Below are 16,600 nucleotides of genomic sequence, written 5' to 3' on the forward strand. Positions count from 1 at the left end.
TGTACGGCAAGGAGAGGACGTCCCGTCCGATGGCGCGCCGGGCCGGCGCACCATCGGACGGGCACCCCTGTTCGGTCCTGCTGAGGTGGGGCGGTGCGCTACTTGACGGCGGTCAGCAGCGGCACGATCTGGTCGATCGCGTAGGGGATCGAGAGGACCGTGTTGAAGGAGAACGCGGCGCCGATGTCCGGGTCCTGGTAGGGCACGAACAGATCGCGCTTGTCCTTGCTCACCTCGAGGTTCTTGTAGAGCGGCTCGGCCTTGATCCGGTCGTTGGCGTCGGTGCTGGAGGTCACCCAGACCAGGCGGTCGACGTCGAGCACGTTCAGCTTCTCCGAGCTGAGTTCGGCGGCGTTCCAGCCCGGCTTGGCCAGCTTGTCGATCTCCGGCTTCAGCTTGAAGCCCAGCTCGGAGAAGAAGATGGACTTGGGGTCGGTCTTCGTGAACGCCGAGTACTTCCCCGCCTCGAAGCTGTCGGCCACGGCGAGGGTCTTCGTGGCGAACTCGGGGTGCTCGTCACGGACCTTCTCGAAGTCGGCGTCGATGCCGGTGATCAGCTTCTCGGCCTGCGCCTTCTTGCCGAGCGACGCACCGATCTGCCGGGTCATCACCTGCCAGGAGGCGCCGTAGTCGGGCAGGTCCTTGGGCTGGGCGACGACCTTGGTGAACTTGGAGAGCGTGTCGTACTGCTCCTTCTTCATCCCCGAGTACTGGGCGATGACCAGGTCCGGCTTGAGTGCGGCGATCTTCTCCATGTTGTACTCGTCGCGCTCACCGACGATGTCCGGCGTGTCCGAACCCCACTTGGCCTTGGTCCAGGGCCACTTGCCGTACGGCTTCTCCTTGAACCAGTCCACGGAGCCGACGGGCTTGACGCCGAGCGCGAGGACCGCGTCCTGGTCCGAGAGGCCCAGGGTGACGATCCGCTTGGGCTCCGACTCGATCGTGGTGCTGCCGTACTTGTGCTGGACCGTCACCGGGAAGGCACCGGACTTCGCGCCCGCCTCTGCCGAGGTGCTGGACGATGCCTTGTCGTCGCCGCCCCCACAGGCGGCCAGAGCGACGGCGGCGACGGCCGCGACTGCCACTCGGGGTGCGAATCTGACGAGCCGCGTCAGCGCGGGGCGTGTACCTGTGGACACGGATGTTCCTTTCAAGGGGTTTTTCACTGTGCGTGCCCGGCCCGCCGCGTACTGCCGTACGAGCGGCGGGCGGGGCGAAAATGTGGGGGGCGGGCCGATGACGGACCGGGAACGGAGGTGATCAGGGTGCGGCTACGCCGCCGGCGAGCGGGCGGGGGCCTTCAGAGGCGCCCTTCAGGCCGCGCTCGACGATCGAGTCGAGGATCTCACCGACCCTGATCGCGGTGTTGGACAGCAGCGAGGAGGTGATGCCGTGGGTGTGCTCGGTGCCGCCCTGGAGGTAGATACCGCAGCGCAGTTCGTCGTCCGTCGCGATGCGGTAGTCACGCTCGACCCGGACCCGGCCCTCCTCGTCGCGGTGGCAGTGCCGCGCGACGTCACCGAGGAGGCTCAGGGGCTCGACGGGGCTGTAGCCGGTGGCGAGGACCACGACATCGGCCTCCAGCGTGCTCTCCTCGCCGGTGACCAGGGAGGTGACGGTGGCGCGGACCTTGTCCGCGGCCTCCTCGACACCGGTCAGCCGGGAGATGTTGATGAAGCGCAGCCGCTCGGTGCCGAGCACCTTCTCCTGGTACGCCTGGCGGTACAGGTCGTCGATCAGGTCGATGTCCACCACGGAGTAGTTGGTGTTGCCGTGGTAGCCCATCAGCTTGCGCTTGACGTCGTCCGGGGCGGTGAAGTACTCGTCGACCGCCTCCGGGTCGAAGATCCGGTTGGCGAAGCTGCTGTCGTCGGCCGGGCTGTAGCCGTAACGGGAGAAGACCGCGCAGACCTCGGCGCGCGGGAAGCGGCGGTGGAGGTAGGCGACGTTCTCCGCGGCGCTCTGCCCGGCGCCGACCACGACGAACCGGGCGGGCTCCGTGCCCTCCAGCGCGTCGACCTTGGCCAGCAGGTCGGAGTTGTGCCAGACCCGGTCTGTGCGCTCGACGCCCTCCGGCATCAGCGGTCGCAGCCCGGTGCCGACGACGAGGTTGCGGGCGCGGTGGACGACGGTCTCGGTACCGGAGCGGGACGTCACATCGACGTACTCCACCACTCCGTCACGCAGGACGGGTTCTACGGAGATCACGTCGTGGCCGTAGCTGACCATGTCGTCGACCTTCGCGGCGGCCCACTCGAAGTAGTCGTGGAACTCCACGCGGAGCGGGAAGAGGTTCTTGCCGTTGACGAAGTCGATCAGCCGGCCCCGGCTCTGCAGGTAGCGCAGGAAGGTGTATTCGCTGGACGGGTCCCGCAGCGTCACCAGATCCTTGAGGAACGACACCTGCATCGTCGCGTCGTCGATCAGCATGCCGCGGTGCCAGCCGAAGGCGGGCTGGCGCTCGAAGAAGTGTGCCGTGACCGCCTCCTGCCTGCCCACTCGCGCGTTGTGCTCGCTGAGCGCGATCGCCAGGGCCACATTGGACGGCCCGAAGCCGATTCCTATGAGGTCGTGGATCAGAGGTGCGTCGCCAGGATCAACCTGTGACATGTCACTCCCATCGTGCGGGACAGCCGCCTGTCAGGCGTGGACGAAAAGAACGGGACGCGGGCACGCCGAGAGCGACGGCCAGTGGAACTTAGGTAAAGCTAACCTGACTTCAACAGGTCTGTCGACCAGACAAAACCGGACTAATCACCAAGTGCCCTACCTAACACGCCAGAAAACAGGGTCCGTTGCGTCATTAGGTAAGGCTTGCTTTACTTGGCGTCGATCAGTCGCTCACCTGAGGAGGAACCCATGCGGGTCGCCATGTTCGGTTACCAGACCTGGGGCCACCGCACCCTGCGAGCCCTCCTGGAGTCCGAGCACGACGTGGTGACAGTCGTGACGCATCCCAAGAGCGAGCACGCGTACGAGAAGATCTGGAGCGATTCCGTAGCGGACCTGGCCGAGGAGCACGGCGTCCCGGTGATCATCCGCAACCGGCCCGACGACGAGGAGCTGTTCCGGCTGCTCCAGGAGGCCGCTCCCGACATCATCGTCGCCAACAACTGGCGCACCTGGATCCCGCCGCGCATCTACGACCTGCCGCCGCACGGCACGCTCAACATCCACGACTCGCTGCTGCCGAAGTACGCCGGGTTCTCGCCGCTGATCTGGGCGCTCATCAACGGTGAGACCGAAGTCGGCGTCACCGCCCACATGATGGACGAGGTGCTCGACGCCGGCGACATCGTGGACCAGCGCGCGGTGAAGGTCGAGCCCGGCGACACCTCCGTGGACCTGTTCCACAAGACCGTCGACCTGATCGCCCCGGTCACCATCGGCGCGCTGGACCGGATCGCCTCCGGGGAGACGGAGTTCACCCGGCAGGACCGCTCGCAGGCGACGTTCTTCCACAAGCGCGCGGAGGAGGACATCCGCATCAACTGGGACTGGCCCGCCGAGGTGCTGGACCGGCTGGTCCGCGCCCAGACGTCGCCGTACCCGAACGCCTTCACCTTCCACCGCGGCAAGCGGCTGGAGGTGGTGTCCGCCGTCGTGTCCGAGGGCCGGTACGGCGGCACGCCCGGCCGCGTCTTCTACCGCGAGGGCGAAGGAGTCGTGATCGTCGCCGGTGTCGACGCGCGCACCGGGCTCAACCACGGTCTCGCCATCACCCGGGTGCGCACGGAGGACGGCCGGGAGCTGCCCGCGACCGAGTACTTCACCTCCATGGGCGGATACCTCACCAGCCGCCCCTGAGCACCCGCGGCAGCCGGGCAGGCCGGAGCCCCGGCGGGCCCGGGAGACGGCTCGAAGAAACGATCCGGGCAGCGAGGCGCGCGTGCGGCCGCTGCCCGGACAAGAGCCCCAGGGGTCAGGGGCCGGCTGTAGCTCTTCGAAGCAGGCCGCCCAGCGCTGGTCCGCGGGAAAGCCCGGTGCTCGCCCGCACGGCCGTGCACGACGAAACCATTCCGACACAGCCTGTTTACAGGCATCACTCCGACGGTAAGCAAGCACCAGCACTGTGCGAAGTCGTCCGGTGCTGTCGGTAGTTGGTCGGTTTCGATACGGAGGACCGGATGAGACGGCGACACCTACGTGCCGGCCCCATGGCCCTGATGGCCGCGGCGGTCAGCGCCGCACTGGCCCTGGGTTCGGCCAACCCGGCGAGCGCGTTTTCCGACAACGTTGTCAGTCCACATTCCGGCGGCGCTGCCACGTCATGGACCGTGCAGCGCGGCGGGCCCACCGCGGTCGTCACTCTCGACCGGGCCGACGGCTCGCTCGACTTCTCCGTCCGGCAGAGCGGACGGACGGTCCTGGAACCCGCGCCCGTCGGCGTGGTCACCGACCGGGCGGACCTGACTTCGGGGCTGCGCCTGCTGCACCGTGACAGCCGGGCGGTCGACGAGAAGTACACGACGACCGTCGGCAAGCGGCTTTGGCGGTCCGTCCACATGAACGAGTCGCGGTTCGCCTTCGAGGGGAAGGGCGGTGCACGCCTCGACCTGGTGGTCCGGGCCTCCGACGACGGCGTGGCCTACCGCTATGTGCTGCCCGGCGGGAACGGCGTGACCGTCGAGCACGAGGCCTCCGCCTTCCGGCTCCCGGCCTCCTCCCCGGCCTGGCTCAGCGCCTACGCCGCCCCGCACGAGAAGCCCTACGACCGGACCACGGCCGCCTCCGCGGGCAGCGGCGAGTACGGCTACCCGGCACTCTTCCAGGTGGGCGCCCAGAACGTCCTGCTCGCCGAGTCGGACCTCGACGGCAGGTACTCCGGCAGCCGTCTGGTGCACGAACAGGGCACCGGCAGCTACGAGGTGGCCCTGGCCGACAAGGAGGTCCACTCGGACGGACCGCTCACCACCCCGTGGCGCACCGCCGTGATCGGTGATCTCGCGACCGTCACCGAGTCCACCCTCATCGACGACCTGGCGCCGCCGTCCCGGATCCGCGACACCTCCTGGATCAGACCCGGGAAGGTCGCCTGGTCATGGCTGGCCGGGTTCGGCGAGGCTCAGCGCAGCCTGGAGACGCAGGAGAGGTTCGTGGACTACGCCGCGGCGCACGGGTGGGAGTACGCCCTCGTCGACGACGGCTGGAAGACCACGGATTGGATGCCGCAGCTCATGGACTACGCGAAACGGCGCGGAGTGAAGATCCTGCTGTGGATGGCCTGGACGGACCTCGACACCGCCGCCAAGCGTGACGCACAGCTGGACAAGGTCAAGAAGTGGGGCGCCGCCGGTCTCAAGATCGACTTCATGGACTCCGACACCCGTGCGCGCTATCAGTGGTACGACGAGATACTCGAAGCAACGGCCGAACGCGAACTCCTCGTCGACTTCCACGGCTCCACGATCCCGAACGGCATCCAGCGCACCTGGCCTCAGGTGATGTCGATGGAGGCGGTGCACGGCGCCGAGCAGGGCGACGTCCGGGCCGACAACATCGCGACGCTGCCGTTCACCCGTAACGTCGTCGGGTCGATGGACTTCACCCCGATGGGTTTCCAGTTCGGTCAGCGCAACACGTCCGATGCGGCGGAACTGGCCCTGTCCGTCATCTTCGAGTCGGGTCTGCAGAACTTCGCGGGCGGCATCGAGGAGTACCGGGCCCGTCCCGAACTGGCCCGTTTCCTGGAGCAGGTACCGGCGGTCTGGGACGAGACGGAGCTGCTCAAGGGCAGCGCGCCCGGTCGGAGCGCCGGCTTCGCACGACGCAGTGGCGCCCGATGGTTCCTGGGTGAGATGACCGCGGGCTCGGCTCGCACCCACCAGGTGCCGCTGGACTTCCTGAGCGGCGGGAAGTGGCGGGTCGACCTGGTCCGCGACGGCTCGGACGGTCTGGTCCGGGAGAGCCGGCTGCTCACCCGCCACGACACCCTCAAGGTACCGGGCGTCGAGAACGGTGGATTCGTCGCGATCGCCTGTCGTGCCGTGCCCGGCCGGGCCAGTTGTGACGAGCCCGTACGCCGTGTCCCCTCGGGCACGCTGACGGTGGACCCCCGGCAGGTTTCGGCGGATCCGGGCACGGAGGTGACACTCGACGGCAGCTTCACGATCGACGAGTCCGGTCCGGTCACCGATGTCACGCTCAGCGCGAAGGCCCCGGAGGGCTGGAGCGTCGAGGGGCCGGGGGCGACCGCCGCCGAGCTGTCCACCGGTCAGCCGCTGACCGCGGACTGGCGGATCACTGTGCCGGAGCAGCCCGCCTACGGCTGGACGGACATCCCGGTCACCGTCACCTACCGGGACCCGGCCGCGGGGGCGGCAGCCCCGAAACTGAGTCTGCGGAGGCAGGCCCGTGTCTTCGTGTCACCGCCCGGCATCGACTACGTCAGCGATCTTCCCTTCTCGGCGGAGAGCAACGGCTGGGGCCCGGTCGAACGGGACACGTCCAACGGCGAGTCGGCCAAGGGTGACGGGGGCCCGCTGCGGATCGGCGGCCGGACCTACGACAAGGGGCTCGGCACGCACGCGCCCTCCGAGGTGACCGTCGACCTGGGCGGTGCCTATGACCGTTTCAGCGCCGACGCCGGCATCGACGAGGAGAAGCCGGACAAGGGTTCCGTGGTCTTCGAAGTCATCGGAGACGGGAAGGCACTGGGCACGAGCGGGGTGATGGGCCCGGATGACGCCGCCCACGCCTTCGACATCGACGTCACCGGCGTGCGGCAGCTGACCCTGCGCGTGACGGACGGCGGCGACGGCAACGACTCGGACCACGCGGACTGGGCCGACGCACGGCTGCACATCGCGGCCGGCTCCGCCCGCCGGTAACCGGACGGGCCCGGGAGACGTCCCTGCCGTGAGCCGCGGAACCATCCGCGGCTCACGGCGGCGCGCCGCTGAAGCACGCGATCGGTCCGCGGTGGCCGCGCCCAGCACCGCCCGAGGCGCGACCTCCTCCGGGCGCCGCTCACAGCGCGGCCACGCCACGGACCCGGCAGCCGCCCGCCGCGTTCCGGGGGCGGGGGCGTGCGCCGTCCGCACCCGGGGCGGCGCCGGAGCCCTCAGGAGTGCCGCGAGTCGTTGGCGCCACGGGCGTAGCGGGCGAGCATCGTCGCGACCGCCTCCTCGACGGCGTGGTCGACGTCGGCAGGCGCGGGGCTCCAGTCGGCGAGCAGCATCCGCGGCCACAGCACGTAGTTGGCGATCATTCCGAGGAACTGGTTGGTGGCGCTCTCCGCGTCGGGTACCACCGCGGTGCCTGCGGCGTGCTCGGCCTCCAGGTAGTGCTGGACGGAGATGAAGTAGGGCAGCTTGCCCAGTTCGAACTGGGCCCGTCCCAATTCCGGGAAGCGCGGCAGTTCGGCGATGACGATGCGGAAGAGGGCCGCCATCTCGGGCCGGCCGATCAGAGCGGCGTACTGGCGGCCGATCGCGTGCAGGCCGGCGCGCAGGTCCCCGGACTGCGTCGCGGGCGCCGTCGGGTCCGGCCCGCCCTTCCAGTACTCGGTGACGATGGCCTCGAAGAGCGCCGCCTTGGTAGGGAACTGCTTGAACAACGTGGACTTCGAGACAACCGCTTCCTGCGCGATCTTCGCCAGCGAGGTCCCGTCATAGCCCCGTTGCAGAAACAGCTTCGTGGCCGCTGCGGCGATCGCCTCGCGCTTGCGCTGAGCGAGTTGTTGATGGTGCGCGGAGAGTCCTGCGGTCATGGGCCCAGTATGACCCACCCCGGGGCGAGTCACTTGACTCGCCACTACGCAGGTGTTTACGTGGACAGGGAGGCGAGTCGACCGACTCGCATTCGGTCGGCGGGAGTACTCCCCGTCGGCGTCGTTCCGTCACCGCATGGAGAAGCACTCATGGAGTCAGGCAGGATCGCATTGGTGAGCGGCGGCAATCGCGGGCTGGGCCGGGCCACGGCCCAGTCGCTGGCCCGGCATGGGCTGCGCGTCATCGTCACCCACCGCGGCGACGCGCAGGAGGCCGAGGAGACGGTCAGGAGCATTCAGGACACCGGCGCCACGGCCGCCGCACTGCGGCTGGACATCAGCGACGTGGCCTCCTTCCCCGCCTTCGTCTCCCAACTGGCCGCACAGTTGGAGCGCTGGGAGGCGACCCGGCTGGACGTCCTGGTCAACAATGCCGGGATCGGGCTGTTCGGACCGCTGGAGGCGGTCACGGTCGACGACTACGACGCGGTGATGGACACCAACGTGCGCGGCACGTTCTTCCTCATCCAGGCGGTCGCGCCCGTGCTGGCCGACGGGGGCCGGATCATCAACGTCTCCTCCTCCCTCAGCCGCCACACGAGTGCCGGCACCTCGGTCTACTCGGCCTCCAAGGCGGCGGTCGAGGTCCTCAGCCGGACCTTGGCCATGGAGCTGGGGGTGCGCAAGATCCGCGTCAACGCCATCGCGCCGGGGCCGACCGCCACCGACTTCAACGGCGGCGCCATGCGGGACGACGCGCAGATGCGCGAGGGCTTGAGCGCGCAGACCGCGCTCGGCCGCGTCGGCGAACCACAGGAGGTCGGGGACGCCATCGCCGCGCTCGCCTCCGAGGACCTGCGATGGGTCACCGCCCAGCGGCTCGAAGTGTCCGGCGGCGCCCTGCTGTAGCGCGTGGACTCGGACTCCGAGGCCGCCCGGAAGACCGAAGAGGACACGCGGCGTACGTACGGGCGAAACGAGCACGGGGCTCAGATCCGGAAGAGCGACGTCCAGGTCTTCCCACCGAGTAACGCGGCGGTCGTCCGCCGGTCCGGAAAGGGATTCCGGCGCGGTTCGGTGGCGCCTCCTGCGTCCTTCGAGAGGCAAAACCGCAGGTAAGAGCAGACGAGTCGGGCTGTACGCCGGGTTCAGTCCGGCCCGCGGGCGTATGACAGGTCCGGCGGTCGCGCGTCCGGTGTCACTCCATCCGCACCGAGGCTCCGCACCGCTCGTCGGGCGCGAGCATTAAAATGCGATGCGAAGTACGTGCGCGTCTATCCGGATATCGGAGCAACAGGCTCAGGGTCCACTCCGCGCACGGGAAGGGAACGAAGCCGTGCACGGTGAGAACAAGGTCCCCGGCGGCAAGCTCGTCGTCGTGGACCTGGACGTCGAGGGCGGCGCCCTGCGCGACGTACGCGTCGCCGGGGACTTCTTCCTGGAACCGGACGAGGCGATCCTCGCCATCGACACGGCGCTGGAGGGGGCCCCGGCCAACACCGGTACCGCGGACCTCACCGCCCGGATCGACGCGGCGCTCCCCGCCTCGACCGTGATGTTCGGCCTCACCTCCGAGGGCATCGCCGTCGCCGTACGCCGGGCACTGGCCCACGCCACCGAGTGGAGCGACTACGACTGGCAGCTCATCCACGAGCAGCCGCAGTCCCCCGCCCTGCACATGGCCCTCGACGAGGTCATCACCGCGGAGGTCGCGGCCGGACGGCGTCCGCCGACGCTCCGGGTCTGGGAGTGGGACTCACCCGCCGTGATCATCGGCAGCTTCCAGTCGCTGCGCAACGAAGTGGACGCCGAGGCCGCCGCCCGGCACGGGGTGAGCGTCGTACGCCGGGTCTCGGGCGGCGGGGCGATGTTCGTGGAGCCGGGCAACACCATCACCTACTCCCTCTCGGTCCCCGACGCCCTCGTCTCCGGGCTCTCCTTCGCCGACAGCTACGCCTATCTGGACGACTGGGTGCTCGAAGCCCTCGGCGACATGGGCATCAAGGCCTGGTACCAGCCGCTGAACGACATCGCGACCGAGGTCGGGAAGATCGCCGGGGCGGCCCAGAAGCGCGTCGTGGGCCACGACGGCGGACCGGGCGCGGTGCTGCACCACGTGACGATGTCCTACGACATCGACGCCGACAAGATGCTCGACGTCCTGCGGATCGGCCGCGAGAAGATGTCCGACAAGGGCACCAAGAGCGCCAAGAAGCGCGTCGACCCCCTCCGCCGGCAGACCGGTCTCCCCCGCGGCGTCGTCATCAACAACATGATCGAGTCGTTCCGCACCCGCCACGGGCTCACCACCGGCACGGTGAGCCAGGACGAGCAGGACCGGGCCGAGGAGCTCGTCCGCACCAAGTTCGGCACCGCCGAGTGGACCGCCCGGGTGCCGTAGGGGCGGCCGTTCCGGTCAGGCCGGGGACGGCCCGCGCCCCGGTTCGCCGGGCGTGACGAGCCCCGACTCGTAGACGAACAGGACGAGTTGGGCGCGGCCCCGGGCGCCCAGCTTGATCATGGCGCGGCTGATGTGCGTCTTGGCCGTGAAAGGGCTGATCACCATGTGCGCGGCGATCTCCTCGTTCGTCAGCCCGCGGGCCGCGAGGGCGCTCACCTCGCGTTCCCGGCGGGTCAGGGTCTCGAATCCGGGGGCGGTGGACCGGTCGGGAGGCCGGGCGACGAACGCGCCGATCAGTCTGCGGGTGATGGCGGGCGACAACAGCGCGTCGCCGCTCGCCGCGACGCGGATGGCCCGGAGCAGCTCGGCCGGCTCGGTGTCCTTGAGCAGGAAGCCCGCCGCCCCGGCACGCAGCGCCTCGAACACGTACTCGTCCAGGCCGTAGTTGGTCAGGATCACGACGCGGACGCCGCTCAGCAGCGGGTCTGCGGCGATGGCCCGGGTCGCCTCGATCCCGGTCATCACCGGCATCTGCACGTCGATGAGTGCGGTGTCGGGCGTGTGCAGCCGGGCCAGTTCAAGGCCCGCCCTGCCGTCCGCGGCCTCACCGACCACCTCGATGCCGTCCTCCGCGTCGAGCAGCGCCCGGAAGCCGGCCCGCATCAGGGCCTGGTCGTCGACGATCAGCACCCGTACCGGGCCGCCGGTCTCCTCGCTCATGCGGTGGTCTCCGCGGTGCGCAGCGGCAGTTCGGCGCGTACGGAGAAGCCGCCGGACCGCCTCGGCGCGGCGTCCAGCGTGCCGCCGAGGGCCGTGACGCGTTCACGCATGCCGGTGAGACCGGTGCCGGCGGTGACCGCGTCGCCCGGCGCGCAGGGCCCGTGGTCCTCGACGCGTACGGTCAGGGCCCGTTCCCCGTAGCCGAGTTCGACGGTGGTACGGGCACGGCCGGCGTACCGGGCCACATTGGTGAGGGCCTCCTGCACGATGCGGTACGCGGCCCGGTCCACGGCCAACGGCAGTGGGCGCTCGTCGCCGCTGACGGTGACCGCGAGGGCGATGCCCCCGCTGCGGGCGCGCTCGCCAGCTCACCGATCCGGTCGAGGCCGGTGCCGGGCTCGACCACGTCCGTGCGCAGCACCTCCAGCGTGGCGCGCAGCTCGCGCATCGCCTCGCCGCTCGCCTCCTGGATGGCGAGGAGGGCGGGCTCCACCTCGGTGCCGCGTTTGCGCGCGAGGTGGACGGCGACTCCCGCCTGGAGCTTGACGATCGAGATGGAGTGGGTGAGGGAGTCGTGCAGTTCGCGGGCGATCCGCAGCCGCTCCTCCCCCGCCCTGCGCAGCGCGATCTCGTCGCGGCCGCGTTCGGCGTCGAGGGCGCGCTGCTCGGTCTGGCGCAGGTAGGCCTGCCAGTTCTTGTCGATGAGCCCGGTGACCCCGGCGCACAGGAACCAGCCGAGCAGCAGCAGGGTGCGCTCCACGGTGTTCTCCGCTGCGGGCGGCCGCGTGCACCGCGGCCGGCACGGGGAACGCCGCCCAGCTGCCCGGATGCGCGTGGAGCACGTAGCCGGACATGGCCAGCGTGGTGACGACGAGTACCGTGCGGGGCGCCCGGCGGTGCCCGGCCAGCGCCGGCGCGCCGGTCGCGACGAGCAGCAGATCGAGGGGGCCGGGCGCCGACGCGGCCGAGGCCGCGCCGATGACCGCCGCCCCGGTCGCGACCGCGAGCGCCGCGTCCAGCAGCAGGGCACGCCGGCCGCTCTCCCCCGTTTCGCCGTTCATGTGACGCACCCTAACTCCCGTACGTCCACGGCGGCATCGCCCGCGAGGACCGGCCCCGCACTACTCCCCGGGCAGTAGTGCGGGGCCGGCCGGCGTCGGGCCGCAGCAGCGGAAACGGCCTTCGGCGGTACGACGACCGGGGGCGGGTCCACGGGTCAGCATCGGTGCCATGACCGGACCTTTCCGCTACACCTCACCCGCCCCGACCGAGTCGGCCACCGGAGTGGTCGCCGATGTGTACGCCCAGATGGCCACGGACTTCGGCATCGAGCGTGCCTCCACCTTCGTCGTGCTGTCCGCCTCCCCGCCGCTGCTGACCGGTGGCTGGGCGCTGCTGCGCGAATCCTTGCTGGCCGGGAGGGTGTCCCGGACGGAGAAGGAGGTGGTGGCGGCCGGAGTGTCGCTCGCCAACCGCCGCCCGTTCTGTGTGGACGCGCACACGGTGCTGCTGAACGCCACCGGTGACCACCGGCTGGCCGAGACGATCGCCCGCGGCGATCAGCCGCAGGACCCCGCCCACCGTCAACTGCTGGCCTGGGAAAAGGACATGAGCACCCCGCAGCCGTTCCCTCCGGCCGACGCGCCCGAGCACATCGGGACCGCGCTGTCCTTCCACTTCATCAACCGCGTCGTCTCCTCGCTGCTGACCGAGAGCATGCTGCCGTTCGGTCTGCAGCGGCTCCGTGCCGTACGGAGCGCGGCGGGCCGCACCCTGGCCAGGACCGTGCGCCAGGAGCTGGCGCCGGGGCTGAGCCTGCCGCTGCTCGAAACCGAGGGCGAGCCGCCGTCCTGGGCGGCCGGGCGCCCGGCTGGCGCTGCTCGCGGCGCGCGCCCCGTACCGGATCACGGACGAGGACGTGGCGGCCTGGCTGGCTCCGCCGTTCACCGATCACTGCCTGGTCCATCTGATCGCGTTCGGAGCGATCTGCGCCGTCGGACGCGTCGAGGCCACCCTGACGACCCAGGCCGCGTGACGGCCGCCGAATCTACGGGACGGCGGGCGGGCGGTGTTCGTACCAGCGCCGGTCGGCCTCCAGCTGGGCGGCCAGCGAGATCAGCCGCTCCTCGCTGCGGGAGGGGCCGAGCAGCTGGGCGCCGACCGGGAGGCCGTCGGAGGTGAACCCCGCGGGGACGTTGATACCCGGCCAGCCCAGTACGTTCCAGGGCCAGGCGTACGGGCAGGCCTCCGTGATCGCCACGTCAGTGCGCCAGGCGCTCAGCCCGTCGAAGCTGCCGATCCGGGGCGGCGGGACGGCGGTGGTCGGGGTGAGCAGCACGTCGAATCCCGCTCCGACCCGGCCGCGCGCGGGGTGGAACAGCGCGCCGATCCGCCGGTGCTGGCGCAGTTCGCGCTCCCGGGCCGCCCGTACCACCCGGCCGCCGAGCCGGGTGCCGGTGCGCAGGGCGCTGCGGGTGCGCGCGTCCAGGAGCGCGGGTTCGGGATGCCGCGCGGCGAGTTCCGCGATCCCCGCGGTGGCGCGGGGCACGAAGCCGAGGCCGATCAGCCCGTAGCGAGGCCGGGCCTCCTCGACGTGGTGGCCGAGCGCGGCCAGGGTCTCCGCGAGGGCGGCGACGGCGCGCCGTACCTCCGGGTGGGGCGCGGTCCTGGTCAGAGTGAGCGGCGGCCGCCAGGCGACGGCGATGCGCAGCCGGCCCGGGTCGCGGCGGGCTGCGGCGCGGGCCTCGACGGGCGGCGGGCGGTGCGGGTCGTCGGGGTGCGCCCCCGCGACGGCGTCCAGGAGGAGCGCGGCGTCCTCGACGGTCCTGGCCAGCGGCCCGTTGACGGTGAGGCCCTGGAAGGCGTCGCTGTGGGGGTGGACGGAGATCCGGCCGCGCTGCGGTTTGATGCCGACGAGGTGGGTCCAGGCGGCGGGGATGCGGACGGACCCGGCGCCGTCGGAGCCGAGCGCGGCGGGTACGAGACCGGCGGCGACGGCGGCCGCGGAGCCGCCGGAGGAGCCGCCGGGGGTGTGGTCGGTGTTCCAGGGGTTGCGGGTGGCGCCGAAGGCCGGCCCTTCGGTGAACGGCCACTGGCCCAGTTCGCAGGAGTTGGTCTTCCCGACGATCACCGCCCCGGCGGCGCGCAGCCGGCGTACGGCCTCGCTGTCGGCGGTGGCGGCGGGCAGCTCCCCGGCGCAGCCGAAGTAGGTGGGCATCCCGGCGACGTCGGTGTCGTCCTTGACCGCGACGGGCACTCCGAGGAGCGGCAGCCGCTCCCCGGCCGCCAGCCGGCGGTCGGCCTCCGCCGCCTCGGCGAGTGCGGCCTCTGCCCGCAGGTGCCGGAAGGCGTTCAGGGTGCCCTGGCTCGCCTCGATCCGGGCGAGGGCTTCGGAGACCAGCCGGGTGGCGGTGGTCCGCCCGTCCGCCAGGGCCCGTGCGCTGTCGGAGAGCCCGGCCGGGACCGCCGCGTCCGTCTCGATGGACTCCGCTGAGGACATCTGCTGCCCGCCTCCCTCGTGCCATCAGGTGCGCGCACCTGTCCGCCCGGTCGCTACTGGAGGGTAACGAGTCGTGGCGGTGCGCTCAACTGTTCGGCGGGGAGTGTCGGGTACGGCTTGCGGGAGCCGCGGTGCGGCCCTCGGCTCCCGGGCTCCGGGCGTGGAGCCGACCCGTGCCGGCCCCACGCCCTCATGGCCTCTGCCGGCCTACGGCTGCACCGTGATCTCACCGATTCCGGTGCCGAGCCCGGCGCAGTGCGCGGTCGACTGACCGGACTGGCCCGGGTTGAGCGTGACGTGTTCGCCGTCCACGTCAGGGGACCAGCCGCAGACCAGGTGCACCCAGAAGGTCTGCGTCGCGCCGCCGTTGTTCCGGCACAGCGCGTAACCGGTGTAGTCGTCGATGGCGTGCTTGCCCGTCTCGCAGGACAGCCCGGGGGGCGTCGCCGCCGGGGCCGCCGCCGTCGCCGTCGTGGCCAGGCCGGTGGAGGCCGCGAGCGCCGCGGTCAGGCCCGCGACGGCGGCGCTCCGCAGCATGGTCACGGACAGATTCCGCATGGTCTTCCTCATGGTTGCCTCTCGGTCGTGACGAACCGGCTGCCCTCGCAGCCGCCCCTCACCCCCATAACCGAAATCGCTCCGGGACGTCACGCCGGGTACTCGTCCGGGTGCCGTTTTCTCCGTCGGGCGGCCGTCCCTCCCCCGGCGTACGCTCGGAAGACCCGGAGCCGCGGGCCCGGACCCGCGCACCCCCGCCATGACCCTTCGAGGAGGCGACGTGACCGGTTCACACCTCGGCACACGCCCGGCCGCCTGGACCGCGGCGATCGTGCTCTCCGTCACCGGCGGCGGCCTCTTCGGCGGCGGCGTGGCACACGCGGACGACATCGACACCCTCACCGCCCAGCAGATCGCGGACCGCGCCCGCGACGCCCTGCTCGACGCGCACTCCATGCACCTGAGCACCCGGGGGGACCTCGGCAGGGGCAGTACGCCCTCGTCCCTGGACCTCACCCTGGACCGGAGCGGCAACTGCGACGGCTCGGTGGACCTCGGCGACAGCCAGGGCTCGGTACAGATCGTCAAGCGCGGCAACGACGTCTGGGTCAAGCCCGACGCGGACTTCTGGAAGAACCAGGTCCCGGACGGCGGCCAGGCCTTCGCCGCGATCCTGAACGGCCGCTACATGAGGGCCTCCGCCACCGATTCCCGGCTCCTCCCGCTGACGAAGGCCTGCGATCTGGACACCTTCCAGAAGCTGGTCAGCGACAACGCGGACGACGAGGCCGGCACGCTCAACAAGGGCACGAAGACCACGCTCGGTACGACGACGGTCGTACCGCTGACCAGGATGCGGGACAACCAGACGCTGGTGCTGTATGTGACGGCCACCGGAAAGCCGTACCCGCTGCGGCTCACCCTCCAGGGCGACGGGGCGGACGCGACCGTGAACTTCTCCGACTTCGACAAGCCGGTGCCCACCTCCACCCCGCCGCCGGACGACACCTTCGACATCAACGCCCTGCTGGGCCGCTCGACGGGGACGGCCTGACGCCACGGTCTCCTGCGGCTGGGTACGGAGCCCTTGAGGAATCGGCGGGTGACATGAACCGACACGACCCCAGGAATCGACGCGGAGAATCGTCCGCGATCCATGTGTGTGGGGTCCGGAATGCAGGGCACCCGACCTTTTGAGAGCGCGTCACCGAATATTTCGGAGACGCCGGCCGACTCCACGGTTCTGGCGGTGGAGCGGCGAAGGATCTCAAATGAGGGAGCAATTCATGAGTGACAGCATCTGGGGCTATCAGCCGACCGCGGGCCACACGGCGGGCAGCGACCTCATCGGTTACAAGGTCGAGGCCACCGACGGAAGCATCGGCAAGGTCGACAAGCACTCGGACGATGTCAACTCCTCGTACATCGTGGTCGATACAGGCGTCTGGATCTTCGGCAAGCACGTCATGCTGCCCGCCGGTACGGTACGCACCGTCGACCAGGCCGAGCGCAAGATATTCGTCGAGCTGACGAGGGACCAGATCAAGGACTCCCCCGAGTTCGACAAGGACAAGCACGTCGGTGACGCCGGATACCACGAGCAGGTCGGCGGCCACTACGACAGCTACCGCCGCCCCTGACCCCGCGGCATCACCCTCACGCCAGGGCCGGCCAGCAGATTCTGGCCGGCCCTGGTGTGCGCAGACGCCAGATTCCTCAGAAACCCCTGTCTCCGTAACGGGAATCCCGCAGTTCACCGATATGTCGA

12 protein-coding genes and 2 pseudogenes are annotated in these 16,600 nt (G+C 70.6%); 7 read left to right on the forward strand and 7 right to left on the reverse strand.

All coding sequences use genetic code 11. The annotated features are described in order from the left end of the window. Positions 1–98: 98 nt before the first annotated feature. A complete protein-coding gene (locus RLT59_RS04945; protein ID WP_311302237.1) occupies positions 99–1,142 on the reverse strand; it encodes an iron-siderophore ABC transporter substrate-binding protein in 1,044 nt (347 codons plus the stop codon). A 121-nt stretch (positions 1,143–1,263) separates the two neighbouring features. Then, positions 1,264–2,613, reverse strand: a complete 1,350-nt coding sequence (locus RLT59_RS04950; protein WP_311302238.1) for a lysine N(6)-hydroxylase/L-ornithine N(5)-oxygenase family protein — start codon at positions 2,611–2,613, stop codon at positions 1,264–1,266. Between the two features lie 249 nt (positions 2,614–2,862). Between RLT59_RS04950 and RLT59_RS04955 the strand changes: the two genes are divergently transcribed. Together RLT59_RS04955 and RLT59_RS04960 are read left to right on the forward strand one after the other, a co-directional pair. Continuing rightward, positions 2,863–3,810 carry a methionyl-tRNA formyltransferase gene (locus tag RLT59_RS04955; protein WP_311302239.1) on the forward strand — a complete coding sequence of 316 codons (948 nt, stop codon included), beginning with the start codon at positions 2,863–2,865 and terminating at the stop codon, positions 3,808–3,810. Between the two features lie 320 nt (positions 3,811–4,130). Next, on the forward strand, positions 4,131–6,833 hold the full coding sequence (locus tag RLT59_RS04960; RefSeq protein ID WP_311302240.1) for an NPCBM/NEW2 domain-containing protein: 2,703 nt from the start codon (positions 4,131–4,133) through the stop codon (positions 6,831–6,833). A gap of 233 nt (positions 6,834–7,066) precedes the next feature. Here the strand turns inward: RLT59_RS04960 and RLT59_RS04965 are convergent, their stop codons facing one another. Further along, positions 7,067–7,714 carry a TetR/AcrR family transcriptional regulator gene (locus RLT59_RS04965; RefSeq protein ID WP_311302241.1) on the reverse strand — a complete coding sequence of 216 codons (648 nt, stop codon included), beginning with the start codon at positions 7,712–7,714 and terminating at the stop codon, positions 7,067–7,069. Positions 7,715–7,864: 150 nt separating this feature from the next. Here RLT59_RS04965 and RLT59_RS04970 point away from each other — a divergent pair, with 150 nt between their 5' ends. Together RLT59_RS04970 and RLT59_RS04975 are read left to right on the forward strand one after the other, a co-directional pair. Then, a complete protein-coding gene (locus tag RLT59_RS04970) occupies positions 7,865–8,623 on the forward strand; it encodes an SDR family NAD(P)-dependent oxidoreductase (protein WP_311302242.1) in 759 nt (252 codons plus the stop codon). 427 nt (positions 8,624–9,050) lie between these two features. Further along, positions 9,051–10,115 carry a lipoate-protein ligase LplAB gene (locus RLT59_RS04975; RefSeq protein WP_311302243.1) on the forward strand — a complete coding sequence of 355 codons (1,065 nt, stop codon included), beginning with the start codon at positions 9,051–9,053 and terminating at the stop codon, positions 10,113–10,115. Positions 10,116–10,130: 15 nt separating this feature from the next. Here the strand turns inward: RLT59_RS04975 and RLT59_RS04980 are convergent, their stop codons facing one another. Both RLT59_RS04980 and RLT59_RS04985 read right to left on the reverse strand, forming a co-directional pair. Continuing rightward, complete coding sequence (locus RLT59_RS04980) at positions 10,131–10,835, reverse strand: response regulator (protein ID WP_311302244.1); 705 nt, start codon at positions 10,833–10,835, stop codon at positions 10,131–10,133. Beyond that, a pseudogene (locus tag RLT59_RS04985) lies at positions 10,832–11,896 on the reverse strand (sensor histidine kinase). Before RLT59_RS04985 ends, RLT59_RS04980 begins: the two are co-directional and overlap by 4 nt. 169 nt (positions 11,897–12,065) lie before the next feature. Between RLT59_RS04985 and RLT59_RS04990 the strand changes: the two are divergent. Continuing rightward, positions 12,066–12,870: pseudogene (locus tag RLT59_RS04990) on the forward strand (carboxymuconolactone decarboxylase family protein). Between the two features lie 12 nt (positions 12,871–12,882). Here RLT59_RS04990 and RLT59_RS04995 read toward each other — a convergent pair. Beyond that, positions 12,883–14,334 carry an amidase gene (locus RLT59_RS04995; protein ID WP_311302245.1) on the reverse strand — a complete coding sequence of 484 codons (1,452 nt, stop codon included), beginning with the start codon at positions 14,332–14,334 and terminating at the stop codon, positions 12,883–12,885. Positions 14,335–14,541: 207 nt separating this feature from the next. Next, a complete protein-coding gene (locus RLT59_RS05000) occupies positions 14,542–14,904 on the reverse strand; it encodes a hypothetical protein (protein ID WP_311302246.1) in 363 nt (120 codons plus the stop codon). Between the two features lie 208 nt (positions 14,905–15,112). Here RLT59_RS05000 and RLT59_RS05005 point away from each other — a divergent pair, with 208 nt between their 5' ends. Then, on the forward strand, positions 15,113–15,886 hold the full coding sequence (locus RLT59_RS05005; RefSeq protein WP_311302247.1) for a hypothetical protein: 774 nt from the start codon (positions 15,113–15,115) through the stop codon (positions 15,884–15,886). A gap of 232 nt (positions 15,887–16,118) precedes the next feature. Further along, on the forward strand, positions 16,119–16,472 hold the full coding sequence (locus tag RLT59_RS05010; protein ID WP_311302248.1) for a PRC-barrel domain-containing protein: 354 nt from the start codon (positions 16,119–16,121) through the stop codon (positions 16,470–16,472). Positions 16,473–16,600 lie beyond the last annotated feature (128 nt).

The organism is Streptomyces sp. ITFR-6 (assembly GCF_031844725.1).
Classification (GTDB): domain Bacteria; phylum Actinomycetota; class Actinomycetes; order Streptomycetales; family Streptomycetaceae; genus Streptomyces.

Coding starts and splice junctions, on each gene's coding strand:
- RLT59_RS04950 (WP_311302238.1), bottom strand. CDS start 2,613: ATGTCACAGGTTGATCCTGGCGACGCACCTCTGATCCACGACCTCATA.
- RLT59_RS04955 (WP_311302239.1), top strand. CDS start 2,863: ATGCGGGTCGCCATGTTCGGTTACCAGACCTGGGGCCACCGCACCCTG.
- RLT59_RS04960 (WP_311302240.1), top strand. CDS start 4,131: ATGAGACGGCGACACCTACGTGCCGGCCCCATGGCCCTGATGGCCGCG.
- RLT59_RS04965 (WP_311302241.1), bottom strand. CDS start 7,714: ATGACCGCAGGACTCTCCGCGCACCATCAACAACTCGCTCAGCGCAAG.
- RLT59_RS04970 (WP_311302242.1), top strand. CDS start 7,865: ATGGAGTCAGGCAGGATCGCATTGGTGAGCGGCGGCAATCGCGGGCTG.
- RLT59_RS04980 (WP_311302244.1), bottom strand. CDS start 10,835: ATGAGCGAGGAGACCGGCGGCCCGGTACGGGTGCTGATCGTCGACGAC.
- RLT59_RS04995 (WP_311302245.1), bottom strand. CDS start 14,334: ATGTCCTCAGCGGAGTCCATCGAGACGGACGCGGCGGTCCCGGCCGGG.
- RLT59_RS05000 (WP_311302246.1), bottom strand. CDS start 14,904: ATGAGGAAGACCATGCGGAATCTGTCCGTGACCATGCTGCGGAGCGCC.
- RLT59_RS05010 (WP_311302248.1), top strand. CDS start 16,119: ATGAGTGACAGCATCTGGGGCTATCAGCCGACCGCGGGCCACACGGCG.